The following is a 14,356-nucleotide window of genomic DNA, read 5'->3' on the forward strand; positions in this document are numbered from 1 at the left end:
CCCCTCTATTGTAGTGCGTGATGCCGAATCTACGTTCAGGCTTCCTGCGCTGGCTGTGTCGTCGGCGCCGGCGCACTCGGCTTGTCGCCGCCGCTTGCCGGCGGCGGCGTGACGGAGGGCTTGGGCGGGCGCGGCGGGCGGCCGGCCATGATGTCGGCAATTTGCTCGGCATCGATGGTTTCCCATTCCAGCAGCGCTGCGGTCATCGCCTCGACCTTGTCGCGGCTGTCGGTCAGGATTTTCTTGGCCAGCGCGTACTGCTCGTCCAGAATGCGGCGGATCTCGGCGTCGACCTTCTGCATGGTCGCCTCGCTCATGTTCTTGTGCGTGGTCACCGAACGCCCCAGGAACACTTCGCCTTCGTTTTCGCCATACACCATCGGGCCCAGCGCTTCAGACATGCCGTAGCGGGTCACCATGTCGCGCGCGATGCTGGTGGCGCGCTCGAAGTCGTTGGAGGCACCGGTCGAGATGCTGCCGACGAAAATCTCTTCCGCCACCCGGCCGCCGAACAGCATGCTGATCTGCGACAGCATCTCGTCCTTGTACAGGCTGAAACGGTCCATTTCCGGCAGCGACATGGTCACGCCCAGCGCGCGGCCGCGCGGGATGACGGTGACCTTGTGCACCGGATCGCAGCCTGGCAGGGTCATCCCGATCACCGCGTGGCCCGACTCGTGATAGGCGGTCTTTTTCTTGTCCTCGGGTGTGATCACCATGGACTTACGCTCGGCGCCCATGAGTATCTTGTCCTTGGCCTTCTCGAAATCGTCCATGTCGACCAGGCGCTTGTTGCCGCGCGCGGCGAACAGGGCGGCCTCGTTGACAAGGTTGGCAAGGTCGGCACCGGACATGCCGGGGGTGCCGCGCGCCAGGATGTCGGCCCGCACGTCGGGGGCGAGCGGCACCTTGCGCATGTGCACCAGCAGGATCTGTTCGCGGCCACGGATGTCGGGCAGGCCCACCACTACCTGGCGGTCAAAACGGCCCGGACGCAGCAAGGCCGGATCGAGCACGTCGGGACGGTTGGTCGCAGCGATGACGATAACGCCGGTGGTCGCTTCGAAGCCGTCCATCTCGACCAGCAACTGGTTCAGGGTCTGCTCGCGCTCGTCGTTGCCGCCGCCGAGGCCGGCGCCACGCTGGCGGCCGACCGCATCGATCTCATCGATGAAGATGATGCAGGGTGAATTCTTCTTCGCCTGCTCGAACATATCGCGCACGCGCGCAGCGCCCACGCCGACGAACATCTCGACGAAGTCCGACCCCGAGATGCTGAAGAACGGCACCTTGGCCTCACCCGCGATCGAGCGCGCCAGCAGCGTCTTGCCGGTTCCCGGCGGCCCCACCATCAGCACGCCGCGCGGAATATGTCCGCCCAGCTTCTGGAATTTGGTCGGGTCTTTCAGAAAATCCACCAGTTCCGCCACATCTTCCTTGGCCTCGTCGCAGCCTGCCACGTCGGCAAAGGTCACCGGATTGGCGTTTTCGTCGAGCAGGCGCGCCCGGCTCTTGCCGAACGAGAACGCCCCGCCGCGTCCACCGCCCTGCATCTGGCGCATGAAGAAGATCCACACGCCGATCAGCAGCAGCATCGGGAACCAGGAAATGAACAGGCTCATCAGGAACGATGGCTGCTCCTCCGGCTTGGCCTCGACCGAAACGCCGTTTTTCAGCAGATCGGAGACCATCCACGGATCGCTCGGCGCATAGCTGGTAAAGCGCTGGCCATCGCTGCGCTCGCCCTTGAGCACGTTGCCTTCTATCACCACCTTGGAGATCTGCTGCTGGCGCACCTCCTCGATGAATTGCGAGTAGGGCATCTGCTTCTGGGTAGTGCGCTGGGCGCCGAACTGGTTGAATACCGTCATCAGGACGACGGCAATAATCAACCAGACGGCGATGTTTTTAGACAGATTGTTCACGTTTACTCCTTGGTGCTGAATGCAGCACGTTTAGACTCATTCTAAACCCTATTTTGCAGGCATGCCACGGCTGCCTTGCAACCCGCCATCCCGTGCTGCAACTGGGCGACGTCCCAGCAGATAGACCTCGGTGCTGCGATCGCGCGAGGCGTCAGGTTTGCGGATCAGTACCTGCTCGAATACCTGCCGCATCCGGGCCCGGAAATCCTCAAAACCAACGCCCTGAAATACTTTGACGAGGAAACTGCCCTCTGGTTTCAGCCAATCTGCCGCAAATTCGAGCGCCAGCTCGCATAATTCGTAATGCCGCGCCTGATCTGCCAGCATCACTCCGCTAATGTTGGGTGCCATATCGCTCAATACAAGGTCAAGCTGCCCGAATTGCAGCTTTTCTTCCAGCCAGGCCAGCGCCGCCGGCTCGGTGAAGTCGCCTTCCAGGCTGTCGACGCCGGGCATCGGCGCCACCGGCAGCAGATCGATCGCCAGCACCCTGCCCTGCCGCTTCATTTTCTGCACCGCCACCTGGCACCAGCTGCCGGGCGCGGCGCCCAGATCCACCACCGTCATACCAGGACGCAGCAGATGGTCGCGCGCATCGATTTCCAGTAGTTTATAGGCGGCGCGCGAGCGGTAGCCGTCCTGCTGCGCCTTTTTAACGTAAGGATCCGTCACGTGCTCGTGCATCCAGGCACTGCCCGATTTGGTCCGCTTGGGTTTCTGCGCCATTTCTATCGGCCCTATCGGCTACAATCCGCGCTCATTTGAAGGAACAAGCATGAAAGCACTCGCGCCCGCACAACGGCAATTTCTGAAAGGGCTGGCACACACGCGCCAACCGGTGGTCATGATCGGCAACCAGGGTTTGACGGCCGCCGTATTGAAGGAAGTCGATCACGCACTGGCTGCGCACGAGCTGGTCAAGATCAAAGCAGCCAGCAACGAAGCGGAGATGCGCCGCAGCTGGCTGGAGGAAATCTGTGCCGCCACTGGCGCTGCGCCAGTGCAGCAAATCGGCAAGGTGCTGGTGATTTACCGCGCCGCAGCCAAACCCGTCATCGTCCTGCCAGGCTGATTGCTGCCTAACGGCGCTTATCGCGCCAGCCCCGAACGCCAGACCAGCAACAGCCCCAGTGCGCTCTGGATCAAATACAGAATGCTGGACACCCCGTGCCACCGCGCAAAACGGTCGGCAAACACGCTTTGCATCACGGCGTGCGGCATGGCCTGATCCTTCAAGCTCTGCATGATGGGCTGGATACCGAAATGGCCCGCCAGCGTCAACGCCAGCATGACTGCGACCACCCAGAAAAACAGGGTTTTCAACGCCGCGCCGCCGTCGCGCACAATGCGGTAGAGCATCAGATAGACCGCGGCGGCGATACCGATCCACGCCATCGCTTCGAACAGCTTGCCGGCCAGCACCCCGGCCAGCTGCTTGTCGCCGAGGCTGGCAAACAGCAGCGGCGCCGCGACGTAGCCCATCGCCCAGATGCCGCCGATCCACAGCACCAGCATCGTCCCGGCAAGGCCGTCCCAGAAACGCCGCATTATATGTATTGCACGTCCAGAACTTCGTACTGGCGGAGACCGCCCGGTGCCTGCACGTCCACGCTGTCGCCCGCATACTTGCCGATCAGTGCGCGCGCGATGGGCGACGATACGGAAATCTTGCGCTGCTTGATGTCGGCCTCGTCGTCGCCGACGATCTGGTAAATCACGCTGTCGCCGGATTCGGCGTCTTCCAGTTCAACCGTCGCGCCGAAGACGATGCGGCCATCCGCATCGAGGGTGGTGGGGTCGATGATCTGCGCATTCGCCAGCTTGCCTTCGAGGTCGGCGATACGGCCCTCGATGAAGCCCTGTTTTTCCTTGGCGGCGTCGTACTCGGCGTTTTCAGACAGGTCGCCCTGCGCGCGTGCCTCGGCGATTGCCTGGATCACAGCGGGGCGCTCCACACTTTTCAGATGTTGCAACTCGACGCGCAGTTTTTCGGCGCCGACCACGGTGAGGGGAAACTTGTTCACAGCCTTGCCTTATCAGATCAGTGCAGGCGCTGATGCAGCGCCTGCAGGGAATACACCTTGAGTTCATTGCCGTGCCGCATGCCCATGCAAGCGGCATGCGCCCCGGCCAGCGTGGTGAAGTACACCACCCGGCGCGCCAGCGCCTCGGCGCGGATGGCGTAGGAATCCTTCACCGCCTTCTTGTCCTCGACCACGTTGACGATGAAGTCGATATCGCCGTTCTTGATCATATCGACGATATGCGGACGGCCTTCCTTGACCTTGTTGACGATGGCTACCGGAATGCCGGCCGACTCGATCGCCTGCGCCGTGCCGCGCGTGGCGACCAGGTTGAAGCCGAGATCGAGCAACGCCTGCGCCACCTCGACGATGGCGTCGCGATCGCCCGAGCGCACGCTGACGAAGGCGCGCCCGCCCGGCTTCGGCAATTCGGAACTCGACGCCAGTTGCGATTTGACGAAAGCCTCGCCGAAGTTGTCGCCCACGCCCATGACTTCGCCAGTCGATTTCATTTCCGGACCGAGGATGGTGTCGACACCGGGGAATTTGCGGAACGGGAATACCGCTTCCTTCACCGAGAAATACGGCGGGATGATTTCCTTTTCGAACGCCTGCGACTTCAGCGAAATACCCGCCATCGCGCGCGCGGCGATCTTCGCCAGCGGCGCGCCAATCGCCTTGGACACATAGGGCACGGTGCGCGACGCACGCGGATTCACTTCCAGCACGTAGACGGTGTCGCCCTGGATCGCGAACTGAACGTTCATCAGGCCGACCACCTTCAGCGCCTTCGCCATCGCCACCGTCTGGCGGCGCAGCTCGTCCTGGATATCGTTCGACAGGCTGTAGGGTGGCAGCGAACACGCCGAGTCGCCCGAATGCACGCCGGCCTGCTCGATATGCTGCATGATGCCGCCGATCACCACCTGCTCGCCATCGGACAGCGCGTCGACATCGACCTCGATCGCATCGTTCAGGAAGCGGTCGAGCAGCACCGGCGATTTGTTCGACACCTTCACCGCTTCGGTCATGTAACGCCGCAGATCGGCCTCCTCGCGCACGATTTCCATGGCGCGGCCACCCAAAACATAAGATGGCCGCACCACCAGCGGGTAGCCGATTTCCTCGGCCATGCGGATGGCGCTGTCGGGGTTGCGCGCGGTGCGGTTGGGTGGTTGCTTGAGACCGAGGTCGTGCAGCATCTGCTGGAAGCGCTCGCGGTCCTCAGCGGCGTCGATCATGTCCGGGCTGGTGCCGATGATGGGCACGCCGTTGCGTTCCAGGTCGCGCGCGAGCTTCAGCGGCGTCTGCCCGCCGTACTGTACGATCACGCCGAAGGGCTTCTCGATGCGCACGATCTCGAGCACGTCTTCCAGCGTCAACGGCTCGAAATACAGGCGATCGGAGGTGTCGTAGTCGGTCGACACGGTCTCCGGGTTACAGTTGACCATGATGGTCTCGAAGCCGTTCTCGCGCAGCGCCAGCGCGGCATGCACGCAGCAGTAGTCGAACTCGATGCCCTGGCCGATGCGATTCGGGCCGCCGCCCAGCACCATGATCTTCTTCGCGTCGGTCGGATGCGCCTCGCACTCTTCCTCGTAAGTCGAATACATGTAGGCGGTCTGCGTGGCGAATTCGGCAGCGCAGGTATCGACCCGCTTGTAGACCGGGTGCAGCGCCAGCTCGGTGCGGCGCGCACGCACCGCGTGCTGGTCGGTGCTCAGGAGTTTGGCCAGGCGGCGGTCGGAGAAGCCGGCGCGCTTCAGCCGGCGCAGTTCGTCGCGGCCGAGGTCGGTCAGCGCGCGACCGGCCAGCGAGGCCTCCAGCTCGATCAGGCCCTGGATCTGGTCGAGGAACCAGGGGTCGATCTTCGACACTGCGTGGATCTCCTCCAGGCTCATGCCGACGCGGAACGCATCGCCGACGAACCAGATGCGCTCGGGGCCGGGCGACATCAATTCGGCCTCGATTTCTTCCTGGTCGGTGGTCCTGGGGTCGAAGCCGTCGGCGCCGACTTCCAGCCCGCGCAGCGCCTTCTGCAGCGATTCCTGGAAGCTGCGCCCCATCGCCATCACTTCGCCCACCGATTTCATCTGCGTGGTCAGGCGGTCGTCGGCCTGCGGGAATTTCTCGAAGGCGAAGCGCGGAATCTTGGTGACCACGTAATCGATCGAGGGCTCGAACGAGGCCGGCGTCGCGCCGCCGGTGATCTCGTTCTGCAGTTCGTCGAGGGTATAGCCGACCGCCAGCTTGGCCGCCACCTTGGCGATCGGAAAGCCGGTCGCCTTGGACGCCAGCGCAGACGAACGCGACACCCGCGGGTTCATCTCGATCACCACCATGCGGCCATCGTCGGGATTGATGGAGAACTGCACATTGGAGCCGCCGGTGTCGACGCCGATCTCGCGCAGCACCGCGAGACTCGCGTTGCGCATGATCTGGTATTCCTTGTCGGTCAGCGTCTGCGCCGGCGCCACGGTAATGGAGTCGCCGGTGTGCACGCCCATCGGGTCGAAGTTCTCGATCGAGCAGATGATGATGCAGTTGTCCTTGCGGTCGCGCACCACCTCCATCTCGTATTCTTTCCAGCCGAGCAACGATTCCTCGATCAGCAGTTCGTGGGTCGGGCTGGCTTCCAGGCCGCGCTCGCAGATGGCGACGAACTCATCCTTGTTGTAGGCGATGCCGCCGCCGGAGCCGCCCATGGTGAACGACGGCCGGATGATGGTCGGAAAGCCGAGCGCGGCCTGCACCTGCAGCGCCTCTTCCATGCTGTGCGCGATCGACGAACGCGCGCTGCCCAGGCCGAGCTTGGTCATCGCAGCCTTGAACTTCTCACGGTCCTCGGCCTTGTCGATCGCCTCCTTGGACGCGCCGATCATCTCGACGCCGTATTTTTCCAGTACGCCGTGGCGGGCGAGATCGAGCGCGCAGTTGAGCGCGGTCTGCCCGCCCATGGTCGGCAGCAGTGCATCGGGACGCTCCTGCTCGATGATCTTCTCGACCACCTGCCAGGAAATCGGCTCGATGTAGGTGACGTCGGCCATGTCCGGGTCGGTCATGATCGTCGCCGGATTGCTGTTGACGAGGATGACCTTGTAGCCCTCCTCGCGCAGCGCCTTGCACGCCTGCGCACCGGAGTAGTCGAATTCGCACGCCTGGCCGATGACGATCGGGCCGGCGCCGATGATGAGGATGCTTTTTAAGTCAGAACGCCTGGGCATAATTTAGTGTACCGGGGCATGGTCAGCCATCAGCTGGATGAATCGGTCGAACAGATAGCCCACGTCGTGCGGGCCGGGACTGGCTTCGGGGTGCCCCTGAAAGCTGAATGCGGGGGCATCGGTGCGGGCGATGCCCTGCAGCGAACCGTCGAACAGCGAGACATGGGTTCTGCGGATATTGGATGGAAGCGTCGCCGCATCCACCGCGAAACCGTGGTTCTGGCTGGTGATGGCGACACGCCCGCTGTCGAGATCCTTGACCGGATGGTTGGCGCCGTGGTGACCGAACTTCATCTTCACCGTCCTGGCGCCCGAGGCCAGCGCCAGAAACTGGTGGCCGAGACAGATACCGAACAGCGGGATCTTCGCTGCCACCAGATCGCCGACCGCCTGGATCGCGTAATCGCACGGCTCCGGATCGCCCGGGCCGTTGGAGAGGAAAATGCCGTCCGGCTTCAGCGACAGCGCCTGTTCCGCGTTGGCGGTCGCAGGCAGCACGGTCAGACGGCAGCCACGCTCGGCGAGCATCCGCAGGATGTTGAACTTGATGCCGTAGTCGAACGCGACCACGTGGAAGCGCGGCTCGGTCTGCCGGCCGTAGCCCGAACCCAGTTTCCACTCACGCTCCGCCCACTCGTAGGCCGTCTGCACGCTCACCACCTTGGCCAGGTCCATGCCAGCCAGGCCAGGGAACGCGCGCGCGGCGTCGAGCGCTTTCGCCTCATCCACCGCGCCTGCCATGATGCAGCCGCCTTGCGCGCCCTTTTCGCGCAGGATGCGCGTCAACCGGCGGGTGTCGATGTCGGCAATGGCGACGATATTCTGTCCAGCGAGATAATCGGACAGCGGCTGGCTGGCACGGAAATTCGAATGCAGTCGCGGCACATCGCGCACCACCAGTCCCGCCGCGTGGATACGGTTCGCCTCGACGTCCTCGGTATTGACGCCGGTATTGCCGATATGGGGATAGGTCAGAGTGACGATTTGCCGCGAATATGAAGGGTCGGTAAGGATTTCCTGATAACCGGTCAGCGCGGTATTGAATACCACCTCGCCGGTCGCGATGCCGTCGGCACCGATCGACAGGCCGCGAAACACCGAGCCGTCAGCTAAAACCAGGATGGCAGGTTGGGCACGAGACAAGGAAGACTCCGCAAGACTATGAGCGTGAAGCAGGTGACAAAATTCAGGCGGGCCGCTTGCGCGCCACCCGCCTGAATTTGAATTGCGCAATTATAGCCGATCTGAAACCTGGCTTCAATGCTGGGCATGCCGGGCAATGCCGCCCGAGCCGCCCCCCCGCTTCGGATCAGGGCTGGAGATGGTCCAGGCCACCGTCCATATCGAGTTCGGTCAGTTCGGTAAAGCCGCCGATACAGGTGCCGTCGACCACGATCTGCGGAACCGTGCGTGCGCCGTTGGTGACGACGGAGAATTCCTTCATCGCCTCGCGGTCGAGATCGATGCGGACTTCGTCATAGCCGATGCCGCGCTTGTCGAGAAAAGCCTTGGCCTTGACGCAGATGGGGCAGGTGCCGGTACTGTAAACCTTGACGGCGTTCATGTTCGTTTCCTGTTGGTACGGATCAATGCAGATTCAGCACATCGCGCATGTCGTACAGACCCGGCGCGCGGCCTTGCAGCCATTTGGCGGCGCGTAGCGCGCCCTGAGCAAAGGTGGCGCGGCTGCTGGCCTTGTGGGTGAGCTCGACGCGTTCGCCGATGCCGGCGAACAGCAGCGTATGGTCGCCGACGATGTCGCCGCCGCGCACGGTGGCAAAGCCGATGGTCTTGGGATCACGTTCGCCGGTGACGCCCTCGCGCCCGTAGACCGCGCAACGGGCGAGATCGCGATCGATCGCGCGCGCCACCGCCTGCCCCAGGCCCAGCGCGGTACCGGAGGGCGCATCGACCTTGTGGCGGTGATGCGCCTCGATGATTTCGATGTCATAGCCGTCCTGCAGCACGTGCGCTGCAAGCTCGGCCAGCTTCATCAAGAGATTCACGCCCACGCTCATATTGGGTGCAAACACGATGGGTATTCGCTGCGCCGCCGCGGCAATGTGCGCCTTGCCGGTGTCATCGAAGCCGGTGGTGCCGATGACCAGCGGCACCTTCGCCGCAACGCAGGCATCGAGATAGACCGCCGTGGCCTCGGGACGAGTGAAGTCGATCAGCGCCTGCGCACCCTGCAGGACGACGGCCGGCTGATCGCTGATGCGCACGTTGCTGGTGCCTCCCCAGGCGGCGCCGGCGTCCTGCCCCAGCTGCAGACTGCCAGTACGGTCAATTGCCGCACACAGCGCGCAAGCGGGATCGGCTGCGACGGCTTCAAGCAACGCACGCCCCATACGGCCGGACACGCCGGCAATCGCGATCTGCACACTCATGGCCGGACACCGGGCAAAACCGACAACACCTTTTCCTCTACGATCAGCCAGCGGCCATCGCGTTCGACCATGTTCAACTGTTTGACCACGGCATCGCGATAACTGTCGGAACGGTAAAACTGATTGAAGGTCACCGTCGCAGCAACGTCGCCCGTCCGTTCGACCACGGGAGAATCGATTTCAAGATCGATGCGTTTGGCGGCGTTCAGCACCTGGCGCTTGCGTTTTTCCCAATCGGCGCGACTGACTCCGCCCGGCGGGATAAAGCCGGCATCGTAGGCAGCAAGATAGGCTTCGTTGTCACGCCGCGCCCAGGCATCCGCCCACTCGTTTACCGCTTTCAGCACCGTGGCGTCGCTCGCCGGCGCCGGCGGAGCCGTCCCCGGGAAAGGCGGAATAAGATCCGACTGAATTTTCGCCACGTCGGTCTCGGGCTGCAGGCTGAGCTCGGCGGGCGGGCGTGGATCGACGTACGCCGGCGCGTTTTTCGGGCTGGGCAGCGGGGGCACGACGCTGCTTGCCGCAGTGGGCGCCTGTCCGGGCTGCGGCGCCACAACAGCCGCGGGGGCAGCCGTCGCTGCCACAGCGGGGGACGTCGTGACCGCAGGCGCCGCAGCAGGAGGTACCGCAGCGGCCGGGGAGACGGTCGGGGCAACCGCTTCGGGCCTGGAAGCCGTTGCCGGAATCGGCTCAGGCTGAGGCGCGGTTGCTACAGGCATCGGCGCAGTTGTCACAGCCGGCGGCGCAGCCGGGGCTTCGGTTTTCGGCGCGGCCTGCACGACCTGCGCGACAGGCGCGGGCTCGGCCGTCGGCAGGTCGCCGTCGATGCGTGCCAGCGTGTCGCCGTCGAAAAACAGCGTGATGCGCTTTTGCTCGGCCAGCCTGCCTGCCTTGTAATACACGTACACGTAATCCCAGCGATCGGTACGGAACGGATCGACCACCAGCGGGGTGCCCAGCAGGAAACGGACTTGCGAACGGTTGAGGCCGAGTTTCAAACGGGCGACGTTTTCCTGGTCGAGCGCATTGCCCTGCTGCACATCGATGCGATGGGGGCCGATTTTGACGCTGGAACACCCGGCAACCAGGCTCAGAAGCAGAACAGGAATCAGGAAATGACGCATAGCCGAGAAGCCGGAAGGGTTTGGGCGGGTTGGAAAAGAACGTATCATAACGTATTCGCGTTCCCGTTCTGGAGCCTCTTTTGAGCAATCCGTACGACCTCAAGAGCATTGGCCTGAAAGCCACTTTGCCGCGCCTGAAGATCCTCGACCTGTTCGAGCAGAGCAACAAGCGTCACATGACCGCAGAGGAAGTCTATCGGTTGCTGTCCGACGAAGGCCAGGATATCGGTCTCGCCACCGTTTATCGTGTGCTCACCCAGTTCGAGCAGGCCGGCTTGCTGATACGCCACCATTTCGACAGCGACAAGGCGGTGTTCGAGCTCAACCATGGCGATCACCACGACCATCTGGTCTGCCTGCAATGCGGCAAGGTCGAAGAGTTTTTCGACAGCGAAATCGAAAAACGCCAGGCCCGCATCGCCAAGGAACGCGGTTTTGCCATCAACGATCACTCATTGCAGATCTACGCCGACTGCATCAAGGAAAACTGCCCCAACCGCAAGCCGGGCGACAGCCGTCACCGCGCATAACGCCCCTTATTGCAACCGGCGCCAGGGCGCCACCGCCGCACACAGAGCGGCCACGCCCTCGATCAGGCGCGGCGCAGGGCGATGCAGACGATCCGCATCCAGCCGCACAAACGCCTGATTTTTTACCGCCGGCAGGCCGGCAAAACGCTGCCACTGGCGACGCACGTCGGGCGCATCGCTGCCGCTCACAATCAGCGCCGGCGCGCGCTGCAGCACCGCCTCGCGCGATACCACCGGGGAGACGGCGCGCAGGTCGGCAAATACATTGCGCGCCCCGCACACCGCCAATGCATCGCTGATCCAGTGCTGCCCGCCCACCGTCATCAGCGGCCGGTCCCAGACCTGATAGAACACGCCGACCGGCGGGCGGCGGCTGGCCTGAACCTGCAGCGCAGCCAGCCTGGCGGAAAAATCCCGCGCTGCCGCCTCGCCTTCCCCGGCGTGACCGCTCGCCTGCCCGATCAGGCGCAGCAGGCGCGCAACATCGGCGAGCCGGGTGGCCTGTGTGTGGAGCACCGGCAAACCCAGTTTGTTCAGGCCGTGAATGTCGGCCGCGCGGTTGCCGCCAACCCAGACGATAACCAGATCCGGCTTCAGCGCCAGGATGCGCTCGAAGTTGATGCGGCTGTAATCGCCGACGCGCGGAAGCATTGTCACCGCTTCGGGATAGTCGCTTGCGCTGTCCACCCCGACCACCTGCGCGCCGGCGCCGGCGGCGAACAGCAGTTCGGTGAGATGCGGCGTCAACGAAACGATGCGCTGCGGCGGCCGCTCGAGTTCGAGCATCTGTCCGGCGTCATCGACCATGCGGATGGCGGCGGCCTGCACCGGCGCGGCCAGCAGCAGGCATGACAGAAGACCAATGCAGCGGATCACCGGATGATGCGCGGACTGCCGTGGAAAATCAGGCTCGCGTGTTCGCCGTCGAAGCGCAGGCGGGTCAGCCCGGCACTCGCCACCTCGATGCGGTAGGCGCGTTCCAGCGGGATGTGCAGCGCCCACGCCAGCGCCATGCGGATCACCCCGGCGTGCCCCACCAGCAGCACGTGTTGGCCGGCATGCTGTTCAAGCAGGCTGTCCAAAGCGGCAGCCACGCGGGCATGGAAATCGGCCAACGGCTCGGCGCCCGCCGGTCGCGCATTGACCGGATCGGCCTTGAAGCGCGCCAGCGTGCCGGGCGCATCCTGCTCGATCTCGGCAGCCGACCTGCCCTCCCATTCGCCGAAGCCGACTTCCTTCAGCCGCGCGTCCACGGCCAGCGGCAGACCGTGGCGGCTGGCCAGCGTTTCGGCAAATGCACGGCAGCGCAGCAGCGGCGACGCCACAATGCGCGTCCATGGTGCGGTATCGCCGACCGCCGCATGCATCTGCGCCCAGCCTGTTTCCGACAGCGGATCATCGATCTGGCCGCGATACCTGCGCCCGCCGACAGGTTCGCCATGGCGCAGCAAATCGAGCGTGGTGGTCACCCCAGCACCACCAGATTGTCGCGATGGATCAATTCCGGCTCATCCATGTAGCCGAGTTCGGCCTCGATCGCGCGGCTCGGCTTGCCGGCGATGCGGCGTGCCTCGCTGGCGCTGTAGTTGGCGAGACCGCGTGCGACTTCGCGGCCGTCGGTATCGACCACCGCCACCACGTCACCGCGCCCGAATTCGCCGGTCACGCCCCTCACGCCGACCGGCAGCAGGCTCTTGCCCTCCTCGCGCAAGGCGCGCACCGCGCCGTCGTCGAGCACCACGCCGCCGCGCAATTGCAGATGATCCGCCAGCCACTGCCGCCGCGCGGCAAGCGGCGCCTGGCGAGCGATCAGTTGACTGCCGATAGCTTCGCCTGCTGCCAGCCGCAACAGCACCTGGTCCTCGCGACCGCAGCAAATCACGGTGTGTGCGCCACTTCTGGCCGCGCGCCTGGCGGCGAGAATCTTGGTCAGCATGCCGCCGGTGCCGACACTGCTGCCCGCCCCGCCTGCCATGCGTTCGAGCTCGGGATCGCCCGCGTGCGCCTCCATCACCAGCGTTGCCTGCGGGTCCCGGCGCGGGTCGGCGGTATACAGGCCCGTCTGATCGGTGAGGATGACGAGACAGTCGGCTTCGATCAGATTGGTCACCAGCGCGCCCAGTGTGTCATTGTCGCCAAGGCGGATTTCGTCGGTGGCAACCGTATCGTTCTCATTGATAATCGGCACCACGCGCAACCCCAGCAGCGTGCGCAGGGTCGAACGCGCATTCAGGTAGCGGGCACGGTCGGCGAGGTCCTCGTGGGTGAGCAGCACCTGCGCGGCATGGAGATCGTAGGTGCGGAATATCGATTCGTACGCCTGCACCAGCCCCATCTGCCCCACCGCCGCGGCCGCCTGCAATTCGTTGACGGCCTTCGGGCGCTTCTTCCAGCCCAGCCGCGCGATACCCTCGGCAATCGCGCCGGACGATACCAGCACCACTTCCTTGCCCTGCGCGGTCAGCGCGGCAATCTGCCCGGCCCAGCGCGACAGCGCGGCGTGATCGAGCCCGCGCCCCTCGGCGGTGACCAGGCTGGAACCGACCTTGACGACGATGCGCCGCGCGTGTTTGACGACCGAAACGCTCATCGTGCCGCCCGCCGCAGATTCTGCACCGCCTCCCTGGCGTCCCGGACGCGGAGTCCGTTGGGACAGAAGTGATCCTCGAACAGGGCTTTCTGGTACGACAGCAGCGAGCGGAACTTGATGCTTTCCCAGCCGGCGTTGCGCGCCTTCGACCAGGTGCCGCCGGGATGGCCGTAAGCATACAGGCGGCGCTCGCCGGATTCGCAGCGCATGCCCTCGAAGGATACGTTTTTCGCCCCGCCCGCCGCCTCGACCACCACGACGTAGCGCACCACGTTGTCGGTGCCGATGCTGATCGATTCGGCGTCGACGAAGAATTTGTTGCGCGTCGCCGACGACACCTTGAACGGAATCAGGTTCTCGACCTTGGGGTAAGGCGGCAGCTGCGACGCCACCTCGGCCCAGGGCTTGTCCTGTTCGAATTCACCTTCGAAATCAATCCATGCGGCATGGGCGGCAAGGGGCAGGCACAACAGCAGGGCGGACAGGATTTTCATGCCGGCATTTTATTGATTCGGCCGCAGGATGTCTGCAGGAAAGATCGGCGCGGCG

General features: G+C 64.2%; 15 protein-coding genes. 2 read left to right on the forward strand and 13 right to left on the reverse strand.

The window, feature by feature from the left end:
• Nucleotides 1-35 precede the first annotated feature (35 nt).
• Nucleotides 36-1,925 (reverse strand): ATP-dependent zinc metalloprotease FtsH, encoded by a 1,890-nt coding sequence (gene ftsH / locus B059_RS0106190; protein WP_018077379.1) that lies wholly within the window; start codon nt 1,923-1,925, stop codon nt 36-38.
• A 48-nt stretch (nt 1,926-1,973) separates the two neighbouring features.
• A complete protein-coding gene (locus tag B059_RS0106195; RefSeq protein ID WP_018077380.1) occupies nt 1,974-2,651 on the reverse strand; it encodes an RlmE family RNA methyltransferase in 678 nt (225 codons plus the stop codon).
• A 49-nt stretch (nt 2,652-2,700) separates the two neighbouring features.
• Between B059_RS0106195 and B059_RS0106200 the strand changes: the two genes are divergently transcribed.
• Entirely contained in the window at nt 2,701-2,997 is a 297-nt protein-coding gene (locus tag B059_RS0106200) for a YhbY family RNA-binding protein (protein ID WP_018077381.1), read from the forward strand.
• A gap of 17 nt (nt 2,998-3,014) precedes the next feature.
• Here B059_RS0106200 and B059_RS0106205 read toward each other — a convergent pair whose 3' ends face one another.
• The 7 genes from B059_RS0106205 to bamE all read right to left on the reverse strand — a co-directional run bounded on the left by B059_RS0106205 (nt 3,015) and on the right by bamE (nt 10,687).
• Nucleotides 3,015-3,473, reverse strand: a complete 459-nt coding sequence (locus tag B059_RS0106205; RefSeq protein WP_018077382.1) for a DUF4149 domain-containing protein — start codon at nt 3,471-3,473, stop codon at nt 3,015-3,017.
• The gene (greA, locus tag B059_RS0106210) at nt 3,473-3,949 is read right to left on the reverse strand and encodes a transcription elongation factor GreA (protein ID WP_018077383.1); all 477 of its coding nucleotides are present in this window, start codon (nt 3,947-3,949) and stop codon (nt 3,473-3,475) included. Before greA ends, B059_RS0106205 begins: the two co-directional genes overlap by 1 nt.
• A gap of 17 nt (nt 3,950-3,966) precedes the next feature.
• Nucleotides 3,967-7,173: a carbamoyl-phosphate synthase large subunit gene (gene carB / locus B059_RS0106215; protein WP_018077384.1), complete on the reverse strand. Its 3,207-nt coding sequence runs from the start codon at nt 7,171-7,173 to the stop codon at nt 3,967-3,969.
• A 3-nt stretch (nt 7,174-7,176) separates the two neighbouring features.
• Nucleotides 7,177-8,316, reverse strand: coding sequence for a glutamine-hydrolyzing carbamoyl-phosphate synthase small subunit (carA, locus tag B059_RS0106220; protein WP_018077385.1), 1,140 nt, complete (start codon nt 8,314-8,316; stop codon nt 7,177-7,179).
• 166 nt (nt 8,317-8,482) lie between these two features.
• Nucleotides 8,483-8,737 (reverse strand): glutaredoxin domain-containing protein, encoded by a 255-nt coding sequence (locus tag B059_RS0106225; protein ID WP_018077386.1) that lies wholly within the window; start codon nt 8,735-8,737, stop codon nt 8,483-8,485.
• 22 nt (nt 8,738-8,759) lie between these two features.
• Nucleotides 8,760-9,563: a 4-hydroxy-tetrahydrodipicolinate reductase gene (gene dapB / locus B059_RS0106230; RefSeq protein ID WP_018077387.1), complete on the reverse strand. Its 804-nt coding sequence runs from the start codon at nt 9,561-9,563 to the stop codon at nt 8,760-8,762.
• Nucleotides 9,560-10,687: an outer membrane protein assembly factor BamE domain-containing protein gene (bamE, locus tag B059_RS0106235; protein ID WP_018077388.1), complete on the reverse strand. Its 1,128-nt coding sequence runs from the start codon at nt 10,685-10,687 to the stop codon at nt 9,560-9,562. The genes dapB and bamE overlap by 4 nt, the downstream gene beginning before the upstream one ends.
• An 80-nt stretch (nt 10,688-10,767) precedes the next feature.
• Here bamE and fur point away from each other — a divergent pair, with 80 nt between their 5' ends.
• Nucleotides 10,768-11,217 (forward strand): ferric iron uptake transcriptional regulator, encoded by a 450-nt coding sequence (gene fur, locus B059_RS0106240; protein ID WP_018077389.1) that lies wholly within the window; start codon nt 10,768-10,770, stop codon nt 11,215-11,217.
• Between the two features lie 6 nt (nt 11,218-11,223).
• Here fur and B059_RS0106245 read toward each other — a convergent pair whose 3' ends face one another.
• Genes B059_RS0106245 through B059_RS0106260 form a run of 4 tightly spaced genes read right to left on the reverse strand, consistent with a single transcriptional unit; the run spans nt 11,224 to nt 14,301 of the window.
• A complete protein-coding gene (locus tag B059_RS0106245) occupies nt 11,224-12,093 on the reverse strand; it encodes a cobalamin-binding protein (RefSeq protein WP_018077390.1) in 870 nt (289 codons plus the stop codon).
• The gene (locus B059_RS0106250; RefSeq protein WP_018077391.1) at nt 12,090-12,686 is read right to left on the reverse strand and encodes a histidine phosphatase family protein; all 597 of its coding nucleotides are present in this window, start codon (nt 12,684-12,686) and stop codon (nt 12,090-12,092) included. The genes B059_RS0106245 and B059_RS0106250 overlap by 4 nt, the downstream gene beginning before the upstream one ends.
• Nucleotides 12,683-13,807, reverse strand: a complete 1,125-nt coding sequence (proB, locus tag B059_RS0106255) for a glutamate 5-kinase (protein WP_018077392.1) — start codon at nt 13,805-13,807, stop codon at nt 12,683-12,685. The genes B059_RS0106250 and proB overlap by 4 nt, the downstream gene beginning before the upstream one ends.
• Entirely contained in the window at nt 13,804-14,301 is a 498-nt protein-coding gene (locus B059_RS0106260) for a CNP1-like family protein (protein WP_018077393.1), read from the reverse strand. The genes proB and B059_RS0106260 overlap by 4 nt, the downstream gene beginning before the upstream one ends.
• Nucleotides 14,302-14,356 lie beyond the last annotated feature (55 nt).

The sequence above is a fragment of the Thiobacillus denitrificans DSM 12475 genome, assembly GCF_000376425.1.
Classification (GTDB): domain Bacteria; phylum Pseudomonadota; class Gammaproteobacteria; order Burkholderiales; family Thiobacillaceae; genus Thiobacillus; species Thiobacillus denitrificans.